This is a genomic window from Streptomyces sp. SS8, from assembly GCF_054072955.1.
On the sequence record NZ_JBSVCZ010000020.1, the window covers coordinates 1 to 25996 of the forward strand.

Genomic DNA, 25996 nt, shown 5'->3' on the forward strand with positions numbered 1-25996 from the left:
GACCTCGTCGGGGTTGACGCCCTTGTTCGCCTCCTTGCCGCCGGTCAGCTCCTTGACGAGCTCGGCGACGGCCGGCATGCGGGTCGAGCCGCCGACGAGGACGACGTGGTCGATCTCGGAGAGCTGGATGCCCGCGTCCTTGATCACGTTGTGGAACGGGATCTTGCAGCGCTCCAGCAGGTCGGAGGTGAGCTGCTGGAACTGGGCCCGGGTGAGCTTCTCGTCCAGGTGCAGCGGGCCCTCGGCCGAGGCGGTGATGTAGGGCAGGTTGATGGTGGTCTCGGTCGAGCTGGACAGCTCGATCTTCGCCTTCTCCGCCGCCTCGCGCAGGCGCTGGAGGGCCATCTTGTCCTTGGCCAGGTCCACGCCGTGGCCGGACTGGAACTGCTTGACCAGGTAGTCGACGATCCGCTGGTCCCAGTCGTCGCCGCCGAGCTGGTTGTCGCCGTTGGTGGCCTTCACCTCCACCACGCCGTCGCCGATCTCCAGCAGCGAGACGTCGAAGGTGCCGCCGCCGAGGTCGAAGACCAGGATCGTCTGGTCGTCCTTCTCCAGGCCGTAGGCCAGGGCGGCGGCGGTCGGCTCGTTGACGATGCGCAGGACGTTCAGGCCCGCGATCTCGCCGGCCTCCTTGGTGGCCTGGCGCTCGTGGTCGTTGAAGTAGGCGGGGACGGTGATCACCGCGTCGGTGACCTTCTCGCCCAGGTACGCCTCGGCGTCCCGCTTCAGCTTCTGCAGCACGAAGGCGCTGATCTGCTGGGGGTTGAAGTCCTTGCCGTCCAGGTTGATCTTCCAGTCGGTGCCCATGTGGCGCTTGACCGACCGGATCGTCCTGTCGACGTTGGTGACGGCCTGGCGCTTGGCGACCTCACCGACGAGGACCTCGCCGTTCTTGGCGAAGGCGACGACGGACGGCGTGGTCCTGGCGCCCTCGGCGTTGGTGATGACGGTGGGCTCACCGCCCTCGAGAACACTGACGACGGAGTTCGTCGTACCCAGGTCGATGCCGACCGCTCGTGCCATTTCGGGTTCCTCCAGCTCATGCCTTGAGTAGATCTGGCTCAAGAGTGCAGCAGGAGGGTGGGCAGCGTCAAGAGACCTGAGCCGTACCGACTCAACTCTCCTCCGGCAAGCGAACTCAGGCCCGGGTGCCTCCGTTCCAACTGCCCGTGGAACGCCGGTAGTCGGGAGGAAGCGTCCCCGCGGGTCAGGACGCGCGCCGGGCCGTCACGGCTCCCGGACGGGGCAGCCTTCCCGGTGCCGCCCGGTTCATCCGGCCCTCACCGCTCCTCTTCCGCCTTCTCCCGCCCGGCCGCCCCCGCGACCGCCTCCCCGGCCGCCGTGAACTCGACGGCGACGACCGCCGCGTCGTCCCGCAGTCTCCCGCCGGTGTGCCGGGCGACCGCCTCCAGCAGCTCGTCCGGCAGCCGCTCGACGGGCACGTCGCGCAGCTCCCGCAGCGTCTCGGCGAGCGGGAAGAAGCGCCCCCGGTCGTCGCGCGCCTCGTCGATGCCGTCGGTGTGGAGCAGCAACCGGTCCCCGGGGCGCCACCGGGTGTGGACGGTCAGACCGCGGTCGTCGTCCCACCCGGCCGTGAACCCGTGCACCAGCCCCAGCGGCGGCAGCGGATCGACCGGCAGCGGCTCGCAGCCCTCGGCGGTGAGCCGCAGCGGCGGCGGATGCCCCAGGTCGACGACGCGCAGCCGCCCGCCCTCGATCTCCACCAGCGCGGCGGTGACGAACAGCTCCTCCGCCTCCGCCCGCGCGTCCGGGCCCGCGCCGCCGGCCGCCTCGCGCGCGCACCGCTCCACCGCGCGCGAGCAGCGTCCGGCCACGGTCGTCAGCGCGGACTCGTACTGGGCCGCCTCCCGGAAGGCGCCCAGCACCGCGGCCGCCGTACGGATCGCGGGCAGGCCCTTGCCGCGCACATCGCCGATGACCAGCCGGACCCGGCCCGGGTGGACCACGACCTCGTACAGATCGCCGCCGATCAGGGTGTCGGACTCGGCGGCGCTGTACCTGGCCGCCAGGCGCAGCCCGTCCGCGCGGCGCGGCACCGGGGAGAGGAGGGCGAGCTGGGCCGCCTCGGCGACCTGCCGGATCCGGACGAGCTGCCCCTCGCGCCGCCGCCGGGCCGCGGCCGCCACCAGGCTGGCGGCGCTCACCACCACCAGCGAGACCAGCGCGGTCGCGGAGGTGTCCGTACCGGCCGCGGCCGGTTCGAAGGACGTGGCCAGACCGAGGACCAGGGCGGCGGCGGAGACGGCGAGCACGTCACGGGGACGCCCGCGGACGGCGGCGAGCGCGGGTGCCGGGGTGAGCAGGGAGCCGGCGTGCGCGACGCGGCCCTGGAGCCCGCCGGTGACCTCGACGGCGGCGACCACGAGGACGAGCAGCCAGGGGAGGAGGAGCCAGACCCACAACCGCCCCCACAGGCGCTCCCACAAGCTCTCCCAGAGCCTCACGGAGGCCCGCGCGAGCCCCGCGCGCGGAGTGCGCATAGGGACTTCCTCCCGGCCGCGGGAAACGAACGCATCCCTTTTTACCGCATTCGACACCGATTCGGAGGATGGGGTACGGGAGGTCTATAGGATGGATCCACCCTTCCGTTCCCGGGCCTCCAAGGCTCCGCGGCCACCTCTCGGACAAGGGCCGCCTCAGCGACGCAGATCACCGTACGAGTGGCTACAGACGGCCTCCGTTCATGGGTAGTCTCGAACAGATCGGATAAGTTACCGCTTAGTAAGCTTGCAGCCGCAGGCACCGCCCCCGCAGGTTCGAGGAGCCGCCATGCAACTCGCCGCGATCGTCGTCTCGCTGGTACTCACCGCGGTCGGCGTTGCGCTCTTGGCACGCGCCGTCGCGCAGATCTACCGCTTCGTGAGGCTCGGCCAGTCCGTACCGGCGGGCAGCCGCACCGACGACCCGAAGCAGCGCACGATCACCCTGGTCAAGGAGTTCCTCGGCCACACCCGGATGAACCGGTGGGGGATCGTCGGCTTCGCCCACTGGTTCGTCGCGATCGGCTTCCTGACCCTTCCGCCGACCCTGGCCCAGGCTTACGGGCAGCTCTTCCAGGCCGACTGGGTCCTCCCCGTCCTCGGCGGCTTCCTGCCGTTCGAGATGTACATCGAGTTCATCGGCTTGATGACGGTCGCCGGCATCCTGGTGCTGATCGCGATCCGGCTGCTGAACCTGCCCACCCGCCCCGGCCGCAAGTCCCGCTTCGCCGGTTCGACCGCCTGGCAGGCGTACTTCGTCGAATACGTCATCCTCACCATCGGCCTGGCGATCCTGGTGCTGCGCGGCCTGGAGGGCGCGATCCACCACGTCGAGGGCTACGAGGCGGCGTACTTCGTCTCCTACCCGCTGGTCGAGGCCTTCGACGGGCTGGAGACCGGCACGCTGCAGAACCTGATCTACTTCACCGCGATGATCAAGATCAGCGTCTCGCTGATCTGGATGATCACGGTGTCGCTCAACATCACCATGGGCGTCGCCTGGCACCGCTTCCTGGCGTTCCCCAACATCTGGTTCAAGCGCGAGTCCAGCGGCGACGTGGCGCTCGGCGCCCTCCAGCCGATGACCTCGGGTGGCAAGCCGATCGACTTCGAGGACCCGGGCGAGGACGACACCTTCGGCGTCTCCCAGGTCGAGCAGTTCTCCTGGAAGGGCATCCTCGACTTCTCCACCTGCACCGAGTGCGGCCGCTGCCAGTCGCAGTGCCCCGCCTGGAACACCGGCAAGCCGCTCTCGCCCAAGCTGCTGATCATGTCGCTGCGCGACCACGCGCACGCCAAGGCCCCCTACCTGCTGGCCGGCGGCGGCAAGGACATGGAGGGCGAGGAGAAGGCGACCGAGGAGCAGCTGAGGGACGTTCCCGCCGCGGCCCTGGCCGAGGCCGAGCGCCCGCTGGTCGGGACGCTGGAGGAGAACGGCGTCATCGACCCGGACGTGCTGTGGTCCTGCACCACCTGCGGCGCCTGCGTCGAGCAGTGCCCCGTCGACATCGAGCACGTCGACCACATCGTCGACATGCGCCGCTACCAGGTGATGATCGAGTCCTCGTTCCCGTCCGAGGCGGGCACGATGCTCAAGAACCTGGAGAAGAAGGGCAACCCCTGGGGCCTGGCCAAGAAGCAGCGCCTGGAGTGGACCAAGGAGGTCGACTTCGAGGTCCCGGTGGTCGGCAAGGACATCGAGGACCTCACCGAGGTCGAGTACCTGTACTGGGTCGGCTGCGCCGGCGCCCTGGAGGACCGGGCCAAGAAGACCACCAAGGCCTTCGCCGAACTGCTGCACATCGCGGGCGTGAAGTTCGCGATCATGGGCGGCGACGAGAAGTGCAGCGGCGACTCCCCCCGCCGTCTGGGCAACGAGTTCCTCTTCCAGCAGCTCGGCGCCGAGAACGTGGCCATGCTGAACATGGCATTCGGCGAGGATGAGGACGAGGGCGTCACCGTCGAGCGGTCCAAGAAGAAGATCGTCGCGACCTGCCCGCACTGCTTCAACACGATCGCCAACGAGTACCCGCAGCTCGGCGGGCACTACGAGGTCATCCACCACACCCAGCTGCTCCAGCACCTCATCGACGAGGGACGCCTGGTGCCGGTCACGCCGGTCGAGGGTCTGATCACCTACCACGACCCGTGCTACCTGGGCCGCCACAACAAGGTCTACACACCGCCGCGCGAGATCATCGGCCGCGTGCCCGGCCTGCGCAACGAGGAGATGCACCGCCACAAGGAGCGGGGCTTCTGCTGCGGCGCCGGCGGCGCGCGGATGTGGATGGAGGAGCGCATCGGCAAGCGCATCAACACCGAGCGCGTGGACGAGGCGCTGTCGCTCGACCCGGACATCGTCTCCACCGCCTGCCCGTTCTGCCTGGTGATGCTGACCGACTCGGTCAACGGCAAGAAGAACGAGGGCAAGGCCAAGGAGAACGTCCAGGTCGTGGACGTCGCCCAGCTCCTGCTGGAGTCGGTGAAGACCCCGGCGGAGCCGGAGGGCACGGCCGGCGCGGAGCCGGCTCCCGAGCCCGAGCCCGCCTCCTAGCGCTCACGCTCCGGGCAGCGCACAGAGACGGCGGAGGCCGGTCCCGCGTCCCGCGGGGCCGGCCTCCGCCGTTGTGCCGTCCTCCTGCCGGGCCGGCCGTGCCGTACCGTCCCGGCCCTTGCGCCGGTTCCTCAGTCCTCGCCGAACCACTCGTCCAGGACGGCGTCGAACTCCTCGTCCCACTCCTTCAGGACCTTCCGGGAGGGGGCGTCGACGTCGGCCTCGTACCAGCGGCGGGCGGTCGTGCAGACCGACACGGAGAACCGGCGCCCGAAGCGCGGGAGGTTGGTCTCGACCGCGCCGATCTCCTCCCAGGAGAACCGGGCCTCCTCGCCGTCCAGCCGGAACACCACCCCGAAGCGGCCGGCGGCTACCGAGCCGCGGCGGTCGGACGCCTCGAAGGCGGGCCCGCCCTCCCCGTCCCGCTCGCCGTCCTCGTCCTCCGCCTCGTCGCGGTCGCCGGTCTCCTGCCCCCCGGCGGGCTCACCGGTGGGCTCACCGGCGGTCCTCTCGGCGTCCTCCGAGGCGGCCCCCCCGGCAGTGGTCTCCTCCTGCTTCTGCTCCACCTCCTCGTCGGCGGCCTCCTCACCGGCCCGGTCCGGGCTCGGCGGGGCGAGCCCGGGGATGTAGGCCGGATCGGTGCCGGCTGCGGTTACGGGCGGGATGACCGGACCTCTGAGCTGTTCCACGGCGGGCAGTATGGCCGACGAACCCGCACCGGCGACAGACGGTCCCGTGCCCGGGCGGTGAAGAAAATCCCGCCCCCCGTACAACCTCCGCGCCTCCCCGGAGGTCTCCCGTTGGCCACCTCCGCGTGAATTCCTGGCCAACGCCCGGTGAAACGGGCGGATTTGGCCGCATCAGCCCGGGATGCCCGGCGGCATCCTCATCGTGCAGCAGGAGAGTTCCGAGTGCACAATCGTTTCCGTACGGCCCTCGCGGCCGCGACCGTGGCGGCGCTGACCGGTGGTCTGATGGCCGCCACCGCCGGTCCGGCCGCCGCCGAAGGCGACCGCCCGACCGCCGACTTCAACAACGACGGCTTCCGCGACCTCGCCGTCTCGGCCCCCTTCGCCACCGTCAACGGCCAGAAGAACGCCGGCCAGGTCGTGGTGCTCTACGGCTCCGCCAACGGCATCACCACCACCTCCAAGCGCACCGTCATCAGCCAGGACAGTCCCGGGGTGCCCGGCGTCTCCGAGGCCGGCGACGGCTTCGGCCACGACACCACCGCGGCCGACTTCAACAACGACGGCTTCACCGACCTCGCCGTCGGCACCCCGCGCGAGAAGGTCGGCAAGGACGTCAACGGCGGCACGGTGCAGATCATCTGGGGCTCCCCCTCGGGGCTGTACGGGGGCACCACCGTCCCCGACCCCGCGCCGAGCTCCCACGACCGATTCGGGTACGTGCTGGACGCCGCCGACTACGACGGCGACGACCTGGCGGACCTGGCCGTCGGCACCAGCTCCTCCTACGTCCGCGTCTTCCGCGGCGGCTTCGGCAAGAGCAAGGGGGAGTACCGCGGCGCCTACGGTGTCCGCCCCGCCATCCTCAGCGGCGCGGACACCGGCCCGATGAACCTCCACTCCGGCGACGTCAACGGCGACGACATCGCCGACCTGGTCGTGGACGGCTACGAGAGGGACGCGGCCGACGGCGGCGACTACCACTGGAACGCCAACTACTACGTCCCCGGCTCCGCCTCCGGCCTGACCGCGAGCGGCCAGCAGAAGCTCCCCGCCGGTCTGATCACCGACATCGGCGACGTCAACAGCGACGGCTTCGGCGACATAGTCATCGGCATGCACTTCGACGCGGACTCCGGCGTCCCCGGCAGCCGCACCGGCGGCCTGGTCAACGTCCTCCACGGCTCCCCCTCCGGCCCGAACGGCACCCGCCGGTCCTTCACCCAGGACTCCCCCGGCGTCCCCGGCGGCTCGGAGCGGTACGACGGCTTCGGCTCCGAACTGGACCTGGGCGACGTCAACGGCGACGGCCACCTCGACCTGGCCGTCGGCGCACCGGGCGAGTCCCTGGGCGACGCGAAGTACACGGGCGCCGTCGTCGTCCTGTACGGCGCGGCGGACGGCTCCGGCCTCACCGGCTCCGGCTCGCAGTTCATCCACCAGGACACCCCCGGCATCCCCGGCGGCAACGAGGCCGAGGACCAGTTCGGCAGCGACGTCCACCTCGCCGACATGAACGGCGACGGCCTGGCGGACCTGACGGTCGGCGCACTCGGCGAGAACAACGGCAACGGCGCGGTCACCGCGCTCCGTTCCGACGGGACGCGGATCGCCGGCGGCGGCTACTTCCTCTCCGTCAGCAGGGTGGGTGTCTCCACGGCAGGCACCCCGCTGTTCGGCGTCAACTTCGCCGGCTGACACCTCCGGCCGCCGCTTCGGCGCGCACATGCCCCCGTGGGGCCCGGTCCGGCGGACCGGGCCCCACGGCCGTCCCCGGGCCCGTCCCACGGCCGTCCCCGGGCGCCGCCCTGCGGGTGGCCCCACCCCCGCCCGGGGGCGCCCCCTACGGGGTTCCCCTGGGTGATGTCACAGCTCGGCGGCAATGCACGGTCCGCCGCCCGGCCCACGGCACCCCGTACGGCCGGACACGGTACGTTCGAGGGCGTGGCTGGATTCAGGATGGGACACGGCCGGGATCCCCGGAACGCACGACAGCAAGGGCACCTCCCCCCGCAGCAGGCCCCCGGCGCACCCGGGCAGCCGCCGTACGCGCCTCCCGCGCAGCCGGGGCAGCCGCCCGTACAGCCCGGCCGGCCCGGGCACACCCTGTGGCGCCAGGGCGGCGGGCAACACGGTGAGCCGGAGTACTTCGGCGACCCCGGGCACGGCGGCCACCACCCCGGACACGGCGGGCACGGTGGGCAGGGCGGATACGGCGGCCAGGTGCGCCCGCCCGCGCACGACCCCGCCAACAACCCCGGGCACACCCAGATGTTCAGCTTCGGAGAGGCCCCCGACCACGGTGTCCCGCAGCCGGGCCACCCGGCCGGCGACGGCTACACCGACGGCGGCACCTACGCGGCGGGGCAGCCGCCCGTGGCGCCCTCCGGCCCGCGGCTGCACTGGAAGCAGCTGCTGAGCGGCATCGTGCTGCGCCCCGGCACCACCTTCTGGCAGATGCGCGACCACTCGGTGTGGGGCCCGGCGCTCATCGTCACCTTCGTCTACGGCCTCCTCGCCGTCTTCGGCTTCGACCAGGCCCGCGAGGACGCGATCAACTCCACGCTCTCCAGCGCGGTCCCGTTCGTGCTGATCACCGGTGTGGCCGTCGTCGTCTCCGCCCTGCTGATGGGCGTGGTCACCCACACCCTGGCCCGCCAGCTCGGCGGTGAGGGACTGTGGGCCCCGACGGTCGGCCTGTCCATGCTGATCATGACGATCACGGACGCGCCACGACTGCTGCTGGCGATGTTCCTGGGCGGCAGCGCCACGGTGGTCCAGGTCGTCGGCTGGATCACCCTGCTCGCGGCGGGCGTGCTGCTCACCTCGATGGTCCGCCGCTCGCACGACCTGCCCTGGCCGAAGGCGCTGGGCGCCTGTGCGATCCAGCTGATCGCGCTGCTGGCGCTGTTCAAGCTCGGCACCCTGTAGGCGCGCGGCGGGTACGGCCCGCACACCCTCACGTACACCCGCATGTGGAAGGGGGCCCGCGCACCGGCGCGGGCCCCCCTTCACACGTCAGGCGTGTCAGGAATCGAGGACCTGCCCCTCCCGCCGCACGACCGGCGGTTCCACACTCCACGGGAAGTCGATCCAGCGGTCGGTGCGCTTCCACACGTACTCGCACCTCACCAGCGACCGCGGCTTCTCGTAGACCACCGCGGACCGCACCTCGGCCACGTGCTCGGCGCAGAAGTCGTGCACCAGCTTGAGCGTCCTGCCGCTGTCGGCGACGTTGTCGGCGACCAGGACCCTCTTCTCGCTCCTCGCTTCTCGCTCAGACCTGCGTGCGGTGGAAGTTCAGGTAGGAGCGCGAGGGCGTCGGGCCGCGCTGCCCCTGGTAGCGGGAGCCGTAGCGGGCGGAGCCGTAGGGGTGCTCGGCGGGCGAGGAGAGACGGAACATGCACAGCTGCCCGATCTTCATTCCGGGCCAGAGCTTGATCGGCAGCGTCGCCACGTTCGACAGCTCCAGCGTCACGTGCCCGGAGAAACCGGGGTCGATGAAGCCGGCCGTGGAGTGGGTCAGCAGACCCAGCCGCCCCAGCGAGCTCTTGCCCTCCAGCCGGGAGGCGATGTCGTCGGGCAGGGTGACGACCTCGTACGTGGAGGCCAGCACGAACTCGCCCGGGTGGAGGATGAACGGCTCGTCCCCCTCCGGCTCGATCAGCCGCGTCAGGTCGGACTGCTCGACCGCGGGGTCGATGTGGGGGTAGCGGTGGTTCTCGAACACCCGGAAGAAGCGGTCCAGCCGCACGTCGATGCTGGACGGCTGCACCATCGCGGGGTCGTACGGATCGATCCTCACCCGCCCGGAGTCGACCTCGGCCCGGATGTCCTTGTCTGAGAGAAGCACGACGTCGAGCGTACAGACCGCGGGCCCGGCGCCTGCGCACCGGGCCCGCGTGCCCTCACCCGTCACGGCCGCTCACCACGGCCGCCTCGACACCTCGGTGTCTCGGCTCATCGGCGTCTCAGCGCCTCACGACCTCCATGCCCGTCACGGCCTGCCGCGCCACCGGCACCGCCTGCCTCAGCCGCGCGCACCGCGGACACCGCAGCAGCCGGCCCGGACCGATCCGGCCGCTGCCGAGGTTCTGCATCGGGAACGTCGAGGTGCTGAACACATGCCCATCGGCACACTGAACGACGGTGGACTCCATCGCCTGCCTCTCCCCACTACGTGTACGACCAAAGCCACATTAGGGGATCAATCGGCCTGCCCCGCACCCGGCGCTCCGCACCCACCGTACGCCCCAACTCCCTTCCCCCGCTTCCCGGAAACCCGCCCGTCACACGCCCCGGGGACACGACGAAAAGGACCCCGCGGCTGTGCGCCGGGGGCCCGGTATGGGGTACAGTGTGCGTCGGTGAGCGACGTGATCGTCGGCTCCTCGCGGGTGTAGTTTAATGGTAGAACATGAGCTTCCCAAGCTCAGAGCGCGGGTTCGATTCCCGTCACCCGCTCCATGACGAAGGCCCAGGTCGGCGACCTGGGCCTTGTTCGTTGCCCGGACTCCTCAGCGCCGTTCTAAGCGTCCCGTGCCAGATCCGTGCCAGAAGGGCCGCCGCCCTTCTCCGAAGACTCCAGGGCCGCGCGTACCCGGGCGTCGATGCCGTCGGCGAGCTCCCCCGCGTCACTTCCCCGGCTTCTGCCGGTGTCTCGCCGCCAGAGGGGCGCCATGACCGGCCCGTACGGCCACCAGTCGGCCTCCGGCATCCGCGCGAGCGACCCGTCCAGTTCCCGAGGAGTCCGGGCGATGGCCTCGCAGTCCACCTCGACGGTGCTGGTACGAGCCAGCTCCAGAAGCCGCCGAGCCGTCCGGAGCGCCTCGTCCGGGTCCCCGGTCCTCAGGGCCGGCTGGGCTTAGGAATTCGCCATGCGTGCAGTCTGTCGGTAGCGGGCCGTGACCCGCCTCCCGCCAAGCCGCTCCACCGACCTCACGCCATGGTCTCCGCTTAGCCGGGAGTCCGGGGGTGAAGCGAGACGCTGTGGAGAACACGCACGACGCCGCAGGCGGCGTCAGTGGCGCCACCTAGGGTGCGCGGTATCGGCACTGGATTGAACACCCGGGGGCGGGACATGGAGGAGCGGGAACGGTTCGCACTGCTGCGGATCACCGGCGAGCACGGCGGCAGCGTCGTGGTCGAGTTGAACGACTCCTACGCCCCGGGCGTCCCGGACGTGGAGGGACAACTCCTCGTCCACAACGACTTCGTGTCCGGCGTCCACGACACCTGTGTGGCACCGGGAGACCTGGCCGACTGGGCGCGCGTACTGGACGAGGTCGCCGCAGGACGCGACGCCGTCTGGCGCGAAGCCGCGCGAGTCGCCGAGATCGGCATCCGCCTGGACTGGCGGGAGGACGACCACGACCGGATCACCGTCACCATCGCGGACCAGCAGACCACCAGACTGGCCGTCTCCCTCACCATGGACCGCGGCTGGATCGGCGAGCAGCGCCTCCTGCTCGAAAGACTCCGCGCCACCTGGGCACACCTGATCCCCGCGGAGTGAGGAGCTTCGGAGAAGGCTTCGGAGAAAACGGGGCCTCCCACGGCGACCGCCCCCTCAGTTTCCTTCGGTCCAGTACCGCTGGAGCCGGGCCACCGCCTCGTCCTTGGTCATCCCGGCCACCGTCTCCTCCGCGAGACCGACCCGGTGGATCAGCAGATACACCAAATCCGCGGGCAGCGCCTCCTTCGGCACCGCCGGAGCCCCCCGGTCCGGGAGCCGGCCGTCGAGCACGCGGTCCCAGAACTCGTCTTCGGTGAAATCGAGTTGGTCACGCAGGATGTGTCTCCACATCCCCGCGCCGTAGACCGTGCGGTCCACCGGGTGAGAGATCAGCGTGCGCAGGACTCGGCCGTCGTGCGGCATCAGGTCGTGAACGATGTGGTGAGTACCGGTACACCCGCGCGTGTCTCGCACCCGCGCCCATTCCTCGACCGTGCGGAACCGCTCATGGCATCCACGATCCGGCTGCGACCTGCTCACCGACCCGTCCCGACCAGCCAGTCCGCCAGTTGTCGGTCGTCACTCAGGGCGATCAGCTGCACCAGCCCCCACTTGTCCTGGTGGTTGGGGGCCGAACGCAGGCGGTCCTGCCAGTCCTCGGCGTACTCGCGCAAGGCGTCCACCATCTCGCCGACGGCCTCGTCGAAGGAGGCTCCGTCCGCTGCCACCGGAAGTCCGGGGATGAAGATCGACCAGCCCCCGGCCCCGGCGACGACCTGTGCCTTCGCCGGGCAGGCCAGGGTCAGGCGGTGGCGCAGTCGCTCGACGTCCACGACCGCGGCCCGACCCGTGTCCCGGCATACCGTCGCCACGCGGCCTTCACCGGCCGCGTCGAGGGGATCCCTGAGGTGCGCACACGCCTCGGCGTGGCTCTCGTAGTGCACCGCGGACATGGCGTCCTCCTCCGGTGTTCCGTTCAGGATGCCCCCTACTGCAGGTACGTCAAGTACTCGAAGTACTTGACGCAAGTCGCAGAGCAGGGATCTGCCGGGCGATGAACACGCAGCCGCAGCTGCGGCGCCATCGACCCCGGCGACCTGTGCGTGGTCACCCGTTACGAGTTCCTCGCCGACGGCCGGCCCGTCCAGCTCTCCCGGTCCTGGGAACCCATGGCCATCACCGACGGCACCCCTGTCGTGCTCCCCGGGGCGGGTCCACTGGCCGACACTGGAACGATGGATCGACTACCGCCCATATGGCGGAGGTACCATAACCATATGCCTCTGAAGAAGACGACCGTCATGGTGGACGAAGCGGACTTGGCCCTGATCAAGGAAGCCGCCGCCCGGGAGGGCAGGCCGGAATCAGAGTACTTCCGTGAGGCCTTCCACATCGCCGCCCTGCGCACCCGGCGATGGGACGAGGACTGGGACATCCCCCGTCTCGACTTCGGCGGTCCGGTCACCGCCGACGACATCGACCAGGCCGTGGCGGATGGTGTGGCGGACACCCGGTGATCGTTATCGGCGACACCTCCGGCCTGGTCGCCGCTCTCAACAGCTCGGACCCCGAGCACGAGGCGGCTCGCACCGCCATGCGGCAGGCCGCCCTCACCGTGGTCTCCCCGTTGGTGATTCTGGAGATCGAACACATCACGACGCGCAACGTCGATCGCAGGGCGGCCCACGCGGTGAACGACTGGCTGCTGGCGCAGGAGCGCACCGGTCGCGTCGCTGTTCCCGGACTGTCCGCCCACACCCTGCGCAGGGCCCGTGACGTCCAGAACCGCTACGCGGCCCTGCGGCTGGACCTGGCGGACGCGGTGAACGTCGTTCTCGCCGAGGCATACGAAACCGAGATCGTTCTGACACTCGACCCGCGGGACTTCAGGGCCATCACACCTCTTACCGGCAGTCATGCCTTCCGCCTGCTGCCCGATGACCTGTAGTCACCCTGTGAGCAGACGACGCAGGACAGGAGTGGCGCCCACCGTCGTGGCATCCGGTTCACGTCGGGCTGGTGGTGGCCGGGCGGCGACGAGCCGGATTCGCCGGGGTGCTCGGCGGAACCGTGGGAGCGGTCAGGGCAGTTCGGGGCGTACGAGGGCCCGGGCGATCGGTTCTCCGGTGCGTGCCGCGTAGTACATCCGCTCCCGCACCTCGCGGAGGGTGCGCGGCCGGTAGCCGGGCCCGCCGCAGCAGCTCTTGTGGAAGTGGATACCCGCGTTCACCAGCACGGTGAGCACCCGCCAGCCCTCGTCGTCCCACCTCCGGGGCGCCGCGAAGGCCGACCCGACGTGGACCAGCCCCTCGCCGCAGCGGGGGCACCGCCGCTCGTGGTCACCGGGGTAGGGCTGCTTGCAGGAGGCCCGGCACGGCAGGCAGACGTACGAGGCCGGAGCCGCTCCACCGCCCTCACGGCCCAGGATGGCAGTGGCGGTGGCGTTCGTGGTACGTGCGGAAGTCGAAGAAGCGCAGGCCCTCGACCTCGGCCTCCGCCTCGATCTCCCGCAGGGTCCAGGCATGCCCGGAGTAGTCGTCGAACGCGACCCCGCCTCGCTCCAGCAACAGCGCGGCGAGGTGGCGCACCTCAGCGGTTCCGTCGATGCGCCCGGATATGTCGGCCTGCACCGCCCAGGTGGGGTGATGCCCGAGGGCCGCGTCGAGGAGGGCCACGTCAACAGGCTCCCAGTCCCGGAACAAGCAGCCGGTCTCCTCGTCGTCGATCACGACATGGACGCGTTCGGCGAACGTCCACGCCCCGTCGCCCCCCGCCATGTGCCGGTCCAGGCAGGCCACTGTGTCGGCACGATCGGCGGCGGGAAACAGGAACACGGTGCGCATGGACGCAGCGTAGGAGCAGCGGCGCGGGAGCGGCAGCCACGCCGCATCGCGGGAACGGCGACCGGACGAGCACCGCTTCCCGGGCTCACGGGGCGGGCCCGGCCGCGCTCATCGCCGCCGGCCGGCGAGGCCGGATCGCCAGGCCCAGGCGGCGATCTCGACGCGGTTGCGGGCGGAGAGCTTGGCCTGCACGTTGCCGAGGTGGGTCTTGACCGTGCCCACCGAGATGGACAGTTCGCCGGCGATCTCCGCGTTGGTGAGCCCCGTGGCCACCAGCCGGACCACCTCCGTCTCGCGCGCCGACAGTCCGGAGTGCCGCTCCTGGCGGGGCCCGGACGGGGCGCCGTCCGACAGACCGCGCAGCAGACGCACGGTGATGGACGGGCTGACCAGGGCCTCTCCGGAGGCCGCCGCCCTGATCGCCTCGACCAGCAGCGCGGGACCGGAGTCCTTGACGAGGAAGCCGCACGCGCCGCCGCGCAGCGCGCGGTGGACGTACTCGTCGTCGTCGAACGTGGTGACCACGACGACCCTGGGCGGGTTCACCAGGCCGGGGCGGGTCAGCCTGCGCAGCGCCTCCAGTCCGTCCAGCCTGGGCATGCGGATGTCCATCAGCACCACGTCCGGCCGGCACCGTTCGGCCAGTTCCACCGCCTGCACGCCGTCCGCCGCCTCCCCGACGACCTCGATGCCCTCCTCGGCGGCCAGGATCATCCCGAAACCGGTGCGGACCATGGCCTGGTCGTCCGCGATCAGGACCCGGATCGTCATGCGGCACCCCCCACCGGCAGCGTCGCCCTGATGCTCCAGCCCCCGGACGCCCCGGGGCCCGCCTGGACCGTTCCGCCGATCATGTTCACCCGTTCCGCCAGTCCCCGCAGGCCGAACCCCCCGCCCAGGACCCGGCCCAGAGCGGGGCGCGCCCGCCCGTCGTCGCTCACCTCCACCGTGATCCGGTCCCCCGACCGGACCAGGCACACCTCCACCTCGGTGAAGTCGCGGGCGTGCCTGCGGACGTTGGTCAGGGCCTCCATCACCACCCGGTGCACGGTGGTGGTCACCTCCACCGGCAGGTCCTCCAGTACGCCCTCCGTCCGCAGCCGCGCCCGGCCCCCGCCGACCGGAGCGAAGCCCTCCACGAGGGACCGCACCCCGTCGATGCCCGCGAGCGGCGCGAGTACGGTGCCCGCACCGTCCGGGCTCCCGTCCGGATCCGCGTCGCGCAGCATTCCGACCATGGCGCGCATGGACCTGAGCGCCTCCGCCCCCGCCTGCTCGATCCGCTCCAGCGCGGGCGGCAGCAGATGGGGCTTCCCGGCCGCGACCGCGCGGGCCCCCTGTGCCTGTACGACGATGCCCGTCACATGGTGGGCGACGAAGTCGTGCAGGTCCCTGGCGAACTCGGCGCGCTGCTCCAGCCGTACGGTGGCCTCCCGCCGCCGTCTGTCCGCCGTGACCATGCGTACGGTGAGGCCGACGCCCAGTGCCGCCGTCGCCGCCAGGGCGAGGAAGAACGCGACGACGACGCTGGTCTCCTTCACCCCGGCGGCCAGCGGCCGCAGGACGACCGCCGCGATCAGCGCCGGTGCCGTCACCGCCGCCCACACCGGTGCGGCGCGCCGGGCGACGAGCGCCAGCAGTCCCAGCAGTGCCGCCGGCTCGGTGAACCCGTACGGGTCCGCGGGGGCGTGGAGGGCGGCCGTGACGGCCAGCGACGCCGCCGCCGCGGCACCGGCCGAAGCGGGCAGCGTCCGGGGCCCGAGCCGGGGTGAGACCAGGAGGACGGCGACCGCCAGCAGGGCACATCCGAGTTTGGGCGTACCCGCCGCGGCGCCGTGGAACATGCCGTAGCCGTAGTCGAACAGCCCGAGGCCGAGCAGCAGCGCCACCATCACCGACCACACCACGGCGCGCGGCCGGGGCCCTCGCCGAGACCTCATACGGGCGAGCGTAGCCGGAGAGGGGTCGGCCGAAAGTCGCAGTGGGCGGTGGAGATTCCGTCTTCGGGGAGATCCGCCGCCGCGGTGTGGCGGACGAGAGTGGCACTGCCGCCCGGACCACGCACGGGGCGGTCGTCCGTCACAGCGAGGAGCATGCCATGGGTGACATCGACTTCGAGATCGGTTCCACGACCGTGCTGGGACCGCTGCTGGCCGCGTACTGCCTCGTACTGGCCGTACGCGCGGCGCGGCGCAGACCCGGATGGACCGGGAAGCAGGCCGTGACCCGCCTGCTCGGCGCCTTCTACCTCGCCGGTGTGCTGAGCATCACGGTCTTCCCGGTCACCGTGACCTACGGCACGTATGCGAATCAGGTGCCGTGGTACGAGCTGGTCCAGCCCGTCCCCCTGCTCGTCGCCGACTTCAGCTTCGTGCCCAACGTGGTCATGCTGGTCCCGTTCGGGATGCTGGTTCCGCTGATCTCCCGGCAGGGCTCCTCGCTGAAGCGGGTCGCCGCCCGGGCGGCACTGCTCAGCGCGTCGATCGAGCTGGCACAGTGCCTGATGTACGTCCTGTTCAACAACGGGCGGTCGGTGGACGTCAACGACTTCATCGCCAACACGCTGGGCGGAGCGGTCGGTTACCTGATCATCCGGACGGTGCTCCGCAGCACGGCGGCCGGGGAACTGCGCGCCTTCGCCCTGCCGGGCTCCGCGGCGGCGGAGGACACCGCGAACCGCCGCGCCGAGCCCTGCGCCGGTCGCCCCTCGGGCGCCGTCGGACCCGGTCGGCCGTGACGGGTCCCGCGGCGCCGGCCGATCGAGCCGGTCCGCCCGGGGGCCGGCTCAGCCGCCGGCGTCGGGCGGGGGGTCGGACGGGTCGAGGTGGCGCAGGACGCGGCGCAGGAAACGAGCGCGGTCGCTGCCGTCGGGGACTTCGGCGAGGCGGGTGCGCAGCCGGCGGACGAGGCCGACGGGGACGGAGTACGTGTCCGCGGCCGTGCCGCTCAGCAGGCGGTCGGTGGTGTTGGCGCACCAGTACATGAGGAACGGCAGTTCCTCGCGGGCGGTGGCCTCCAGCAGGACCTCCAGCTTCGCCGGGTCCGGCTCGGTGTAGAGGCGGGCGAGGGCGGCCAGGCGCTCGCCGGGCTCGTCGGAGGCCAGCATGGCGTCGGTGTCGAAGCCGGGTACGCGCGGCACCACCTTCAGCATCTCGCCGAAGATCCGCTCCTGGCGCGCGGTGCGCAGGGAACTGCTCGGCATCCGCTCGCGCACCTGTGTGTACTCGGTGACGAGCCGTTCGAGGGCGCCGACCGCCCACGAGGCGTCACCCCGCGTCTCGTCCCAGCCTTCCGGGTCGGGGCTGCCCGCCGCGGCGAGGGCCACGCGGGCGGTCGCCGCGGCCCCGTCCACCTGCTGGTCCAGGCGCGTGGCGCGTTCCTCCGCCGCGCCGATGCGCTCCTCCAGCCGCCGGTACTCCAGCCGCGCGCCGCCCGGCAGTTCGATGCTGTGGAACAGATCGCCCATCCACGGCACCAGCGCGATCACGAGCAGTGCGACCGCCGTGCTGTCGATGCTCAGACCGGGAAACAGCACATGGACCAGCGCCAGCGCCGTCGCCACGCAGGTGACGGCCGCCCCCGTCCAGCGCCGGCGGCGCGCGAGACCGCGCCCGGTGTCCTCTTCGTCACTCCCCCTGGACATGGCGTCCAGGATGGCAGGGCGGCCCCGCCCCTGTCAGGCGTCCCGGGGACCCTCCGGGGAGCGGTCCTGGGGATACCAGCGCAGTTCGACGGTGTTGCCGTCCGGGTCGAGGATGTAGACGGACTGGGCGGTGCCGCGCGCGCCGAAGCGGGGACCGGGGCCGTCCACCACGGTGAGGGTGCCGGAGTCCATGACCTCCTGCCAGTCCAGCGGTTCGACGACCAGGCAGATGTGGTCCACGTTGGAGCCGTCGCGGGGGCCGGCTACGAGATCGATGATGGTCGTGTCGCTCACCCGCACCGACGGGAACGGTGCCTTCCCGGCGCGCCACTCCTCCACACGCACCGGTTCCAGGCCCAGCGGGCCGCAGTAGAAGTCGAGGGACCGTTCGACATCCTCGACGTTGAGCACCAGGTGATCGAAGGCGATGACGCGCACGGCGGTCTCCTCAACGGGCCTCAGCGGGGCGGTGGTTGACGGTCAGGAGCTTCCGCCACGCTATCGGCCGGGAGCGCGGCGGGCATCGGCCGCCGGTCCTGCGTCCCCGGAACGAGGAGCCCGGCGGGGCGCCGTAGGCCGGGTGCCGTAGGCCGGGTGCCGTAGGCCGGGCGGAACGGCGGCGAGACGGCGTACGACGCGCGGTTCACGCCTCCGGCTCGGAGGGCGCCTGGCGGCGCAGCGCCGACTTGACCGTGTCGACCACGAGCCGGGCCGCGACGCCCACCAGCAGCAGGCCGCCGGTCATCTGGACCATCACGATGATCCGGGCCGGCTGGGAGCGTGCGGTGATGTCGCCGTACCCGACGGTGGCGAACGTCGTGAGCGCGAAGTACAGGGCGTCGGTGCGGGTGAGGGGCTCGTTGAAGCTGCCGGGCTCGGCCCTCTCCAGGAGGTGGTAGACGGTCGCGAAGAGCAGCAGGAACAGCAGCAGCACGCTCACCAGCGCCTCGGCCGCCCGCAGGATCGGGCGGGGCGAGTGCTCGATCTCGCGGATCTCCCAGAGGAACAGGGCGAGGACGGCGAGCAGTCCCAGGACGAGGATGACGGCCGTGCCGCCGGTGAACTCCTTGTCCACGGGCAGCAGGTAGTACGCGGTCAGGAGGGCGGCGGTGATGAAGGCCAGCCGCACCGCCGCGATCACCGCCGGCACGCCGTGGGCGGAGCGGGCGTCGCGGACGCCCTCCCAGCTGTCCGGAGGCGGCCGGTGGGGCGGGTCGGGTGGCGGCATGCGCGTCTCCCGGTGGTTCGGTCGCGGCCCGCGAGGGCTCCGGCGGGCATGAGGGGACTTCAGCGGACAGGGGGACAGGCGGACAGCCGGTCGGGCGGTCGGGCGGTCGGGCGGATGGCGCTCGGGCTCGTGCCGGGACCGGCCGCCGGGCCGCCCACGGCGTCAGGGGCGGACCGATACCGTCCAGCCGCTTTTGTAGGTGTCCGGCACCGGGTGGCGCGGCCAGTCGCGTGCCCAGGACGGCGGGGCCGCCCGGCGCATGACCACCGCGTCGGAGCGCTCGGGGGCGCGCGGGTCCGTTCTGACGCAGCCCGCGGCGTGTGCGACGGGGATCGCCGAGTCGTTTCCCGTGACCGCGCACGGGGCGCGTACGCCGTGCGCGTGGAGCACTGCCGCGATGCGCCGCCAGTCCTCGCGCGCCTGCTCCTGGATGCCCGCGTGGGTGTGCGCCAGACCGGCCTGGACGGACAGGTGGCCCGCCAGCACCACGGTGAGTACGGCGGCCACCGGAACCGAGCGGCGGGCCCGGTCCGCCAGGTGGAGCAGGCCGAGGGCGGCGGGTACGGCCAGCAGTGCGTAACCGGGCAGCAGGAAGCGCGGAGCGGCGTAGGGCAGCAGGAAGAAGTACTGCGCCATGAGCGAGCCGGCCGTGGCCGCGGCCAGCCACAGAGGTGCCGCGTCCCCCGTGCCCGCCATGCCCCACGGCGTACGGGTGCGGCGGGCCGCGACCAGCCCCAGCGCGGCGAGCAGCGCCAGCAGCGGCCACCAGGCGGCCGCCGCCCACCCCACGCCGTCGCCCGTGCAGGGGCGGCACAGCAGCGGGCCGTCCAGCGAGGTGAGGTGGTCGGCCACCGACAGCACCGGCCGCATGCCGCCCTGTACCTCGCTCGCCTCGGCGAGCCGCTGTGCCACACCGCCGAACCGCAGCCGCGCCTCCACCAGCCACGGCAGCGCGCCCGCCGCGACGCCCGCGGCGACGGCCCAGATCCTGCCCCGACCGCGCCAGGCGGGCACCGCGACGGCGGCCAGCAGCAGGGGGGCCGCGGCGGCCGCGCCCTCGTTGGGCCGCATCAGGGTCGCCACGGCCAGCCCGGCGGCCAGCCCCGCGTACCGCGCGCCGCGGCCGGGCCCGCGTCCCGCGAAGCAGCCCGCCGCCGCGAGCGCGCCCATCGCCGTGCAGTGGTTGGGCATGGCGGCGCCCGCGTAGAACAGCGCCGTCCACAGCGAGCCGTACAGCGCCGCCGCCACCCATACCGCCGACGGCCGGGGCACCACCCGCAGCCAGGGGCGGAAGCCCAGGTAGAGCGCGGCGCTCGACAGCGCCAGCAGCCAGACGCGCAGCAGCACCACCGAGTCGCTCCAGGAGGCGACCGGGGACAGCAGCAGGGGCACGCCGCGGGTGCGCGGGGCGCTGAAGGGGGTCGGGGGGCCGTAGGGGGAGAAGCGGCTGGCGTAGACCGTCTCGTCCCAGCCGAGCGGCAGGGTGAGCGGCACCAGGAGGGCGGCGGACAGCGCCAGCAGGAAGCAGACGGCCGCCAGCTTGCGGGCCTCCCGCCGCAGGGCGCTCGGCGAGCCCGGCGCCGCGGCCGTGGCGCCGGTGCCGACGGCTGCGAGGCCTTTGATTCCCCCGGGGGCGAGGAGCCCGCCGGGGACCGGCACAGTGCGGCCGAAGGTCGGTGCTCTGCCCGGCGTCCTGCCCGGCATGGCGTTCACGAGGCCTCCACCCGGTCGTCCTGCGGCCTGCGGTCTGCCCCCCGCCCGCCGTTGTACCAGCGCGCCGGCCGGGGCGGCGCGCGCCCGCGCGGCGGCCGCACCGATCGGACGACGGCCCTACGGCAGCCGGCCTACGGGTGCGGACGGGTACGGGTGCGGACGGGTACGGGCCGGCCCGGCGGAGAGGAGGGGGCGCACGGGAGGAGCCGTGCGCTGTGACGCACGCCCCATATGCGTGGTCTGCCGCCTCCGGCGGGCCCCCGGGCACGGAGGAGGCGGCGGCCCGCACCACCCCGGGAATGGGCACGGAAGAGGTGGGGGAAAGCCACTGACCTGGGCGTTCGTCCGCACGTACGCACCGGCGCCACCTGCTGCGGACAGGGCGCGGACGGCCGCCGGACGGGCCCGCGGGGCGGGGTGCCGGGCGGGCCGCGGGGCGGGCGCGGGCCCGCCGGAGTCCTGGCCTCCCGATACGGAAGATGTCTCAAGTAGGCTACGGCACCGTTGCCGTCCGGCAATGATGCCGGAAACCGTGACGCCCGCCGATGCTGTCGACCGGGTTCTTACGAGGAAGCGGAGTACAGCGGTGGTGCGGATCGAACTGGGGACCGCGGTGTCCGTCGCCCGGGAGATCTCCGAGGAGGTCCTGGCCCCGCAGGCGGCGACGGTCGACACGGAGCAGCGGTGGCCGAAGGAGGGCATGGCGGCCCTGCTGGCCCGGCTGGGCGGGCTGGTGGTGCCCGAGCACTCCGGCGGCATGGGGCACGGGCTGCTGGCCGTGGCGCAGGTCGGCGAGGTGACGGGCCAGGCCTGCGCCTCGACGTCCATCTGCTTCGGCATGCACCTGGTCGGCTCGGCGGTGATCGCCGCCCAGGCCGACACCGTCCAGCGGGAGCGGTACCTGGAGCCCATCGCCGCCGGGGAGCACCTGACGACCCTGGCCCTGTCGGAGCCCGGGACGGGCGGCGAGTTCTGGCTGCCGCAGACGCGCATGGAGCGCGTGGAGCACCCCGGCGGCGACCGGCTGCGGCTGACCGGTTCCAAGAGCTTCGTCACCAACGGCGGCCACGCCGACTCCTACGTCCTGTCCACCATCGCCGTGGGGCCGAGGACGCCGCCCGGCCAGTTCTCCTGCACGGTCGTCGACGCCGGCACGTCCGGCCTGGAGTGGGGCCCCGAGTGGCAGGGGTTCGGCATGCGGGGCAACGCCTCGCGCGGCCTGGAGCTGCCCGGTGTGGAGATCCCCGCCGAGTGCCTGCTGGGACGGGAGGGCGACGAGATCTGGTACATGTTCAACGTCGTCGCCCCCTACTTCCTGATGGCCATGTCCGGCACCTACCTGGGTGTCGCCGCGGCCGCCCTGGAGGAGACCCGCGCCCACCTGATGCGGCGGCGCACGCGCGCGGGCCACACCCTGGCCGGCAATCAGGTCGTGCAGCACCGGCTGGGCACGATGTGGGCCCGGGTGGAGCGCACCCGGCGGCTGATCTACCAGGCCGCCGCCGAGGCGGAGCTCGGCGGCCCCGAGGCCCTGCCGGGACTGGCCTCGGCCAAGGCCGAGGTCGCCGACGCGGCCGAGGCGACCGTGAACGACGCCCTGACCCTGGTCGGCGGGATCGGCTACGGGACCGACTCACCGCTGCAGCGGATGCTGCGCGACGCCCGTGCCGCCCATGTGATGGCCCCTGTCACCGACGTGCTGCGGGTGTGGGCCGGCAAGGCGCTGCTGGACGAACCGCTGCTGGAAGGCTGACGGGGTACCGACGATGTCCGCAGAGAGAACCCGCATCCTGCTGGTGGACGTCCTCCCCGAGACCGCGGAGGACTTCGAGGCCGCGTTCGGCGAGGGGGCCGCGCCCGGCCAGGAGGCCGAACTGGTCCACGTCACGGCCACGAGCGTCCTGGCGCACACCGATGGGACGCCCGGCGGACGCCGGCCCGCCGTGGCCGTGGTGGGCCGGCAGGTGCCGGCCCCGGTCGGCCTGATCCACGCACTGCGCCCCCATCCGGCGGACCTGGCGGCGGTGGTGGTCGCCACCTCCGCCACCGACTCCCGGCTCACCACGCTGCCGATACTCTTCTCCGCCGACCTCGTGCGCCGGATCCCGGACGCGCAGGCCGGCCTGCTGCCGCAGACGGCCCGCGAACTGCTGGAGGGCGTGACCCGGCGGCGCGCCGAGACCGCGGTACGGGCCGCCGCCCAGCGGCAGCTCGTCAGCGGCACGGTGATGGGCCGGCAGCTGGGGGAGCGGCTGCTGGGCGAGTTCCTCACCCAGGCCCCGATCGGCGCGCTCATGCTGGACGACGACGGCGCGGTGCTCGCCTGGAACCACCGGGCCGCGGACGTCCTGGAGCTGGACGACCACGGCTCGCTCCGCCGTCCGCTGGCCGACCTGTTCCCGCCGGACGCCCGCGCCACGCTGCGGCAGCACCTGGCCACCGCCCGGGAGCAGTCCGCGCCCGGCCCCGACGTGGTCTTCGAGCGCACCAGGTCCGACGGCATCTCGCAGGCCATGCGCATAGCCCCCCAGAAGGTGACGGACTCCGGGGGCCGCGAACGCGTCCTGGTGCTCGCCGAGGACGTCACCGACCGCCTGCACGCGCAGCGCAAACTCGCCGAGCGCACCGGCCACGCCCTGCTCAGCGCGGAGGTCGCCGCCGCCATGACGGCCTCCGGGCCGCTGGCCGAGCGCCTGCACCGCTGCGTACGGGCCACCGCGGACCGGCTGGGCGCCGACCGCGCCTGCCTGTGGACCCTGACGCCGTCCGGCAGACCCGAGCCCGCCGCCTGCGCCGACGTCGACCGCACCACCACCGCCGACCGCCTCCACCCCGAGCACACGGACGAGGAACTGGTCGGGCGGATCATCGACCGCGGGCGCCCCCATCTGGACCTCACACCCCCCGACGGCCGGCGCGCCGGGTCCGGCCGCCCGGCGGGGTCCTTCGCCGGCTACCCACTGGTCTCCGGCGGGGAACTGATCGGCGTGCTGACCCTGAGCACCCGGCTGGCCCTGCCCGGCTCCACTCTCTCCATCCTGGAGAACATCGCCGACCAGGTGGCCGTCGGCATCCAGCGGGACCGCCTGCTGCACCGGCTGCGCGCCACCACCCAGGCCCTGGAGCGCCCGCTGCTCCCGCCCCGCCTGCCCGAGCTGCCCGGTTTTGACCTCGCCGCCCGCTACCACCCCTTCGGCAGCGGCCTGCACATCGGCGGGGACTTCTACGACGCCTTCACCGCCCCCGACGGCCGGTACGTCCTGGCCCTGGGCGACGTCTGCGGCAAGGGGCCCGGCGCCGCCGCCATCACCGGCCTGGTCCGCCACACCCTGTGGGCGGCGGCTCAGCACACCACCGACCCCGAGCACGTACTGGGCCTGGTCAACAACGCGCTGCGGCGCCAGAACACCCCCTTCTGCACCCTCGCCTACGCCGTTCTGGAGCCGCCCTCCGATCCGGCGGACCCCTCGGGCGCCGGCCGTGTCCGCATAGCCTCCGCCGGGCACCCCGCCCCGCTGCTGCGCCGCGCCGACGGGCGTGCCGTGCCGCTGGAGGTGCGCGGCCCGCTGCTGGGCGTCCTGGACGAGCTGCACCACCCGGTGACCGAGGTGGAGCTGCGGCCGGGCGAGACCCTGGTCTTCTACACCGACGGCTTCACCGAGGGCGCCGGGGCGGAGGACCGCCGCGAGCCCGAGGACCTCGCCTCCCTGCTCGCCGGGCGCCCGTCGGCGCCCGCCGACGGGCGCCCTGCCGACCGCGTGGTGGCGGCTCTGCTGGAGGACGCCCACTCCTGGTGGGGCGAGCGGCTCCGCGACGACCTGGCCGTCCTCGCGCTCAGCCGCCTGGGCTGAGCGCCGCCGCCCGTCTCCGGCGGGCCCGTCTCCGGCGGGCCCGCCTCCGGGGAGCCCGCGCTCAGGGGCGGGTGTTCAGGGGCGGGTGCGGAGGTTGGTGCCGTTCAGGCACAGGGCGATGTTGCGGACCGCGGCGGTGAGCTCCTCGATCACCCGGGCGGCCTGCTCGGCGTCGTGGAAGGCGGGACGGTCGGCGGACCCGGACAGGGAGCTGCTGAGGTCCTCGGTGAGCCGGCGCATCGCGTCCAGCTCCTCGGCGGGCGGCACGGCGGGCGCCTCGGACGCCGCCGCCGGCGGGGTCGAGGCCGCCGGGGTCGCCGGGGTCGCCGGGACCAGCGGTACGGGCTCGGGCGCGGGGGCGGGCGCCGGTTCCGCGGGCCGGGGGGGCTGCGGAGCCTGGGCCGGCTGAGCGGGCGCGGCCTGGGGTTCCGCCCGGGACGCGGCGGGCACGGAGGGCGCCGCCGACGCCCCCGCCGTCTCCGGCGCGGCGGGTGCCGCGGGCGCCGCGGGCGCCGCGGGCGCCGCGGCACCCGCGGGGGCGGCCACCGTCGCACCCGCACCGCTGCCGCCGGCCGCCGGAGCGGTGTTCCACCCCCCGGCGGACCTCGACGCGTCCGGCGAGAGCCGGGTCTGCGGCGGCAGTACGTTCTCGGCGGTGCCCGGGGACCACAGCGGTGCCGTCGGCTGCGGCGCGGTGGGCACGTGCTCGGCCTTCCACTGCAGCCGGTAGCACTCGACCTGGTCGGCGCAGGCGGTGCGGGCGTGGAAGACCGCGCTGCCCTCGCCCAGGTCGGGATACCAGAGGTTGGGGCCGGGGAAGCGCACCGTCCGCATCCGGGGCTTGATGGGTTCCGCGCAGCCGATGCAGCAGCCCGCCGGCACGCACAGGCCCGCGCCCTCCTTCTGCGCGGCCGCGCGGGGGCCGATCTCCCCGCGGTACTCCCCGTTGCCGCAGGGCGGCAGTTCGCCGCAGGTGCGGCAGACCGCGTAGTGCTCCGGCAGGACCTGCCAGCCGTGGCTGATGGGCGCGCACCAGTGCTTGGGCGCGGAGCGCGGGTAGTTCTCGTTGCGCAGGACCAGCACCACGGGCCGCTTGTAGAAGTCGGCCCGCTCGGGGGGCTGCGCGTTCAGCCGCCCGTTCATCCGGCGCAGGTCCTCCGAGTGCCGCCACAGTTCGAGGTGCTCGCGCCAGGCCTGCTCGTAGGAGAGCGGCCAGGGGTGGTCCCGGTACTCGTCGATCTCCAGGATCCGCCAGGGCTGCCGGTCGAAGACGACGACGTGCCCGCTCCTCAGGCGCAGGTGCGTACCGTTGTCGCCTTCCTTGGGCCAGTCGATGCGGCCGACGCGGGTGGGCTGGTCGGGGAGCCCTTCGCGAACATGCATGCCACGCTCCTCGGCAACGGGACAACTATGGTCAACATGGAGCACTTTCCATCATTCTGGATCATTTCGGACCTTTAGCCGTTCAGACACGCGCACGCCCGCCGTCCCGCCCACCCCGCTCCGCGGCCTCCGTGAC

General features: G+C 72.8%; 25 protein-coding genes, 1 tRNA gene and 2 pseudogenes. 11 read left to right on the forward strand and 17 right to left on the reverse strand.

Annotated features, from left to right (window positions below):
* Both ACW69E_RS19065 and ACW69E_RS19070 read right to left on the reverse strand, forming a co-directional pair.
* A partial coding sequence (locus ACW69E_RS19065; protein ID WP_457499476.1) for an Hsp70 family protein occupies positions 1-1023 on the reverse strand: 1023 nt, incomplete at its 3' end.
* A gap of 257 nt (positions 1024-1280) precedes the next feature.
* Positions 1281-2501, reverse strand: a complete 1221-nt coding sequence (locus ACW69E_RS19070) for a PP2C family protein-serine/threonine phosphatase (protein ID WP_457499477.1) — start codon at positions 2499-2501, stop codon at positions 1281-1283.
* Positions 2502-2790: 289 nt separating this feature from the next.
* Here ACW69E_RS19070 and ACW69E_RS19075 point away from each other — a divergent pair, with 289 nt between their 5' ends.
* Positions 2791-5055 (forward strand): heterodisulfide reductase-related iron-sulfur binding cluster, encoded by a 2265-nt coding sequence (locus ACW69E_RS19075; RefSeq protein WP_457499478.1) that lies wholly within the window; start codon positions 2791-2793, stop codon positions 5053-5055.
* A 131-nt stretch (positions 5056-5186) separates the two neighbouring features.
* Here ACW69E_RS19075 and ACW69E_RS19080 read toward each other — a convergent pair whose 3' ends face one another.
* Positions 5187-5744 (reverse strand): hypothetical protein, encoded by a 558-nt coding sequence (locus ACW69E_RS19080; protein ID WP_457499479.1) that lies wholly within the window; start codon positions 5742-5744, stop codon positions 5187-5189.
* A gap of 222 nt (positions 5745-5966) precedes the next feature.
* Here ACW69E_RS19080 and ACW69E_RS19085 point away from each other — a divergent pair, with 222 nt between their 5' ends.
* Both ACW69E_RS19085 and ACW69E_RS19090 read left to right on the forward strand, forming a co-directional pair.
* Positions 5967-7442 (forward strand): hypothetical protein, encoded by a 1476-nt coding sequence (locus ACW69E_RS19085; RefSeq protein ID WP_457499480.1) that lies wholly within the window; start codon positions 5967-5969, stop codon positions 7440-7442.
* Between the two features lie 165 nt (positions 7443-7607).
* Complete coding sequence (locus ACW69E_RS19090) at positions 7608-8675, forward strand: Yip1 family protein (RefSeq protein WP_457499481.1); 1068 nt, start codon at positions 7608-7610, stop codon at positions 8673-8675.
* Positions 8676-8771: 96 nt separating this feature from the next.
* On the opposite strand, the pseudogene ACW69E_RS19095 reads toward ACW69E_RS19090, so the two are convergent.
* The 3 genes and pseudogenes from ACW69E_RS19095 to ACW69E_RS19105 all read right to left on the reverse strand — a co-directional run.
* A pseudogene (locus ACW69E_RS19095) lies at positions 8772-9011 on the reverse strand (phosphoribosyltransferase); the annotation flags it as partial.
* A gap of 10 nt (positions 9012-9021) precedes the next feature.
* Positions 9022-9597: a dCTP deaminase gene (gene dcd, locus ACW69E_RS19100; RefSeq protein ID WP_093657735.1), complete on the reverse strand. Its 576-nt coding sequence runs from the start codon at positions 9595-9597 to the stop codon at positions 9022-9024.
* A gap of 118 nt (positions 9598-9715) precedes the next feature.
* A complete protein-coding gene (locus ACW69E_RS19105) occupies positions 9716-9904 on the reverse strand; it encodes a hypothetical protein (protein WP_093656872.1) in 189 nt (62 codons plus the stop codon).
* A gap of 233 nt (positions 9905-10137) precedes the next feature.
* On the opposite strand from ACW69E_RS19105, the gene ACW69E_RS19110 reads away from it, so the two are divergent.
* Positions 10138-10211 (forward strand) — tRNA-Gly (locus ACW69E_RS19110).
* A gap of 613 nt (positions 10212-10824) precedes the next feature.
* Entirely contained in the window at positions 10825-11259 is a 435-nt protein-coding gene (locus ACW69E_RS19115; RefSeq protein WP_457499482.1) for a DUF5959 family protein, read from the forward strand.
* 54 nt (positions 11260-11313) lie between these two features.
* Here ACW69E_RS19115 and ACW69E_RS19120 read toward each other — a convergent pair whose 3' ends face one another.
* Together ACW69E_RS19120 and ACW69E_RS19125 are read right to left on the reverse strand one after the other, a co-directional pair.
* On the reverse strand, positions 11314-11739 hold the full coding sequence (locus ACW69E_RS19120) for a cytotoxic translational repressor of toxin-antitoxin stability system (protein WP_457499483.1): 426 nt from the start codon (positions 11737-11739) through the stop codon (positions 11314-11316).
* Positions 11736-12152, reverse strand: coding sequence for a prevent-host-death protein (locus ACW69E_RS19125; protein WP_457499484.1), 417 nt, complete (start codon positions 12150-12152; stop codon positions 11736-11738). Before ACW69E_RS19125 ends, ACW69E_RS19120 begins: the two co-directional genes overlap by 4 nt.
* A 126-nt stretch (positions 12153-12278) precedes the next feature.
* Between ACW69E_RS19125 and ACW69E_RS19130 the strand changes: the two are divergent.
* From ACW69E_RS19130 to ACW69E_RS19140, 3 genes and pseudogenes are all read left to right on the forward strand, one after another.
* A pseudogene (locus tag ACW69E_RS19130) lies at positions 12279-12455 on the forward strand (GntR family transcriptional regulator); the annotation flags it as partial.
* 21 nt (positions 12456-12476) lie between these two features.
* Complete coding sequence (locus ACW69E_RS19135; RefSeq protein ID WP_457499485.1) at positions 12477-12716, forward strand: ribbon-helix-helix protein, CopG family; 240 nt, start codon at positions 12477-12479, stop codon at positions 12714-12716.
* Entirely contained in the window at positions 12713-13147 is a 435-nt protein-coding gene (locus ACW69E_RS19140; protein WP_457499486.1) for a PIN domain-containing protein, read from the forward strand. Before ACW69E_RS19135 ends, ACW69E_RS19140 begins: the two co-directional genes overlap by 4 nt.
* A 132-nt stretch (positions 13148-13279) precedes the next feature.
* Here the strand turns inward: ACW69E_RS19140 and ACW69E_RS19145 are convergent, their stop codons facing one another.
* The 4 genes from ACW69E_RS19145 to ACW69E_RS19160 all read right to left on the reverse strand — a co-directional run bounded on the left by ACW69E_RS19145 (position 13280) and on the right by ACW69E_RS19160 (position 15982).
* Positions 13280-13624, reverse strand: a complete 345-nt coding sequence (locus ACW69E_RS19145) for a deoxyxylulose-5-phosphate synthase (protein ID WP_457499584.1) — start codon at positions 13622-13624, stop codon at positions 13280-13282.
* A complete protein-coding gene (locus ACW69E_RS19150; protein WP_457499487.1) occupies positions 13614-14042 on the reverse strand; it encodes a hypothetical protein in 429 nt (142 codons plus the stop codon). The genes ACW69E_RS19145 and ACW69E_RS19150 overlap by 11 nt, the downstream gene beginning before the upstream one ends.
* A 108-nt stretch (positions 14043-14150) precedes the next feature.
* Positions 14151-14813 (reverse strand): response regulator, encoded by a 663-nt coding sequence (locus ACW69E_RS19155; protein ID WP_457499488.1) that lies wholly within the window; start codon positions 14811-14813, stop codon positions 14151-14153.
* Positions 14810-15982, reverse strand: a complete 1173-nt coding sequence (locus tag ACW69E_RS19160) for a sensor histidine kinase (RefSeq protein WP_457499489.1) — start codon at positions 15980-15982, stop codon at positions 14810-14812. The genes ACW69E_RS19155 and ACW69E_RS19160 overlap by 4 nt, the downstream gene beginning before the upstream one ends.
* Positions 15983-16140: 158 nt before the next feature.
* Here ACW69E_RS19160 and ACW69E_RS19165 point away from each other — a divergent pair, with 158 nt between their 5' ends.
* Entirely contained in the window at positions 16141-16779 is a 639-nt protein-coding gene (locus ACW69E_RS19165; protein WP_457499490.1) for a VanZ family protein, read from the forward strand.
* Positions 16780-16827: 48 nt separating this feature from the next.
* On the opposite strand, the gene ACW69E_RS19170 is transcribed toward ACW69E_RS19165, so the two are convergent.
* The 4 genes from ACW69E_RS19170 to ACW69E_RS19185 all read right to left on the reverse strand — a co-directional run bounded on the left by ACW69E_RS19170 (position 16828) and on the right by ACW69E_RS19185 (position 20617).
* Positions 16828-17685 carry a hypothetical protein gene (locus ACW69E_RS19170; protein WP_457499491.1) on the reverse strand — a complete coding sequence of 286 codons (858 nt, stop codon included), beginning with the start codon at positions 17683-17685 and terminating at the stop codon, positions 16828-16830.
* A 33-nt stretch (positions 17686-17718) separates the two neighbouring features.
* Positions 17719-18123: a VOC family protein gene (locus ACW69E_RS19175; protein WP_457499492.1), complete on the reverse strand. Its 405-nt coding sequence runs from the start codon at positions 18121-18123 to the stop codon at positions 17719-17721.
* A 205-nt stretch (positions 18124-18328) separates the two neighbouring features.
* Positions 18329-18913, reverse strand: a complete 585-nt coding sequence (locus tag ACW69E_RS19180; protein WP_101256108.1) for a potassium channel family protein — start codon at positions 18911-18913, stop codon at positions 18329-18331.
* A gap of 162 nt (positions 18914-19075) precedes the next feature.
* The gene (locus tag ACW69E_RS19185; protein ID WP_457499585.1) at positions 19076-20617 is read right to left on the reverse strand and encodes a hypothetical protein; all 1542 of its coding nucleotides are present in this window, start codon (positions 20615-20617) and stop codon (positions 19076-19078) included.
* Between the two features lie 595 nt (positions 20618-21212).
* Between ACW69E_RS19185 and ACW69E_RS19190 the strand changes: the two genes are divergently transcribed.
* The gene (locus ACW69E_RS19190) at positions 21213-22379 is read left to right on the forward strand and encodes an acyl-CoA dehydrogenase family protein (RefSeq protein ID WP_457499493.1); all 1167 of its coding nucleotides are present in this window, start codon (positions 21213-21215) and stop codon (positions 22377-22379) included.
* 13 nt (positions 22380-22392) lie between these two features.
* On the forward strand, positions 22393-24477 hold the full coding sequence (locus ACW69E_RS19195; RefSeq protein WP_457499494.1) for a SpoIIE family protein phosphatase: 2085 nt from the start codon (positions 22393-22395) through the stop codon (positions 24475-24477).
* A gap of 75 nt (positions 24478-24552) precedes the next feature.
* Here ACW69E_RS19195 and ACW69E_RS19200 read toward each other — a convergent pair whose 3' ends face one another.
* A complete protein-coding gene (locus ACW69E_RS19200) occupies positions 24553-25860 on the reverse strand; it encodes a hypothetical protein (RefSeq protein WP_457499495.1) in 1308 nt (435 codons plus the stop codon).
* Positions 25861-25996 lie beyond the last annotated feature (136 nt).

Bases quoted from the DNA above. Each gene is read 5' to 3' on its own strand.
- ACW69E_RS19070 (WP_457499477.1), bottom strand. From the start codon at position 2,501: ATGCGCACTCCGCGCGCGGGGCTCGCGCGGGCCTCCGTGAGGCTCTGG.
- ACW69E_RS19155 (WP_457499488.1), bottom strand. From the start codon at position 14,813: ATGACGATCCGGGTCCTGATCGCGGACGACCAGGCCATGGTCCGCACC.
- ACW69E_RS19160 (WP_457499489.1), bottom strand. From the start codon at position 15,982: ATGAGGTCTCGGCGAGGGCCCCGGCCGCGCGCCGTGGTGTGGTCGGTG.
- ACW69E_RS19150 (WP_457499487.1), bottom strand. From the start codon at position 14,042: ATGCGCACCGTGTTCCTGTTTCCCGCCGCCGATCGTGCCGACACAGTG.
- ACW69E_RS19185 (WP_457499585.1), bottom strand. From the start codon at position 20,617: ATGCCGGGCAGGACGCCGGGCAGAGCACCGACCTTCGGCCGCACTGTG.
- ACW69E_RS19195 (WP_457499494.1), top strand. From the start codon at position 22,393: ATGTCCGCAGAGAGAACCCGCATCCTGCTGGTGGACGTCCTCCCCGAG.
- ACW69E_RS19115 (WP_457499482.1), top strand. From the start codon at position 10,825: ATGGAGGAGCGGGAACGGTTCGCACTGCTGCGGATCACCGGCGAGCAC.
- ACW69E_RS19135 (WP_457499485.1), top strand. From the start codon at position 12,477: ATGCCTCTGAAGAAGACGACCGTCATGGTGGACGAAGCGGACTTGGCC.
- ACW69E_RS19200 (WP_457499495.1), bottom strand. From the start codon at position 25,860: ATGCATGTTCGCGAAGGGCTCCCCGACCAGCCCACCCGCGTCGGCCGC.
- ACW69E_RS19075 (WP_457499478.1), top strand. From the start codon at position 2,791: ATGCAACTCGCCGCGATCGTCGTCTCGCTGGTACTCACCGCGGTCGGC.
- ACW69E_RS19165 (WP_457499490.1), top strand. From the start codon at position 16,141: ATGGGTGACATCGACTTCGAGATCGGTTCCACGACCGTGCTGGGACCG.
- ACW69E_RS19105 (WP_093656872.1), bottom strand. From the start codon at position 9,904: ATGGAGTCCACCGTCGTTCAGTGTGCCGATGGGCATGTGTTCAGCACC.
- ACW69E_RS19180 (WP_101256108.1), bottom strand. From the start codon at position 18,913: ATGCCGCCACCCGACCCGCCCCACCGGCCGCCTCCGGACAGCTGGGAG.
- ACW69E_RS19090 (WP_457499481.1), top strand. From the start codon at position 7,608: ATGTCACAGCTCGGCGGCAATGCACGGTCCGCCGCCCGGCCCACGGCA.
- ACW69E_RS19170 (WP_457499491.1), bottom strand. From the start codon at position 17,685: ATGTCCAGGGGGAGTGACGAAGAGGACACCGGGCGCGGTCTCGCGCGC.
- ACW69E_RS19125 (WP_457499484.1), bottom strand. From the start codon at position 12,152: ATGTCCGCGGTGCACTACGAGAGCCACGCCGAGGCGTGTGCGCACCTC.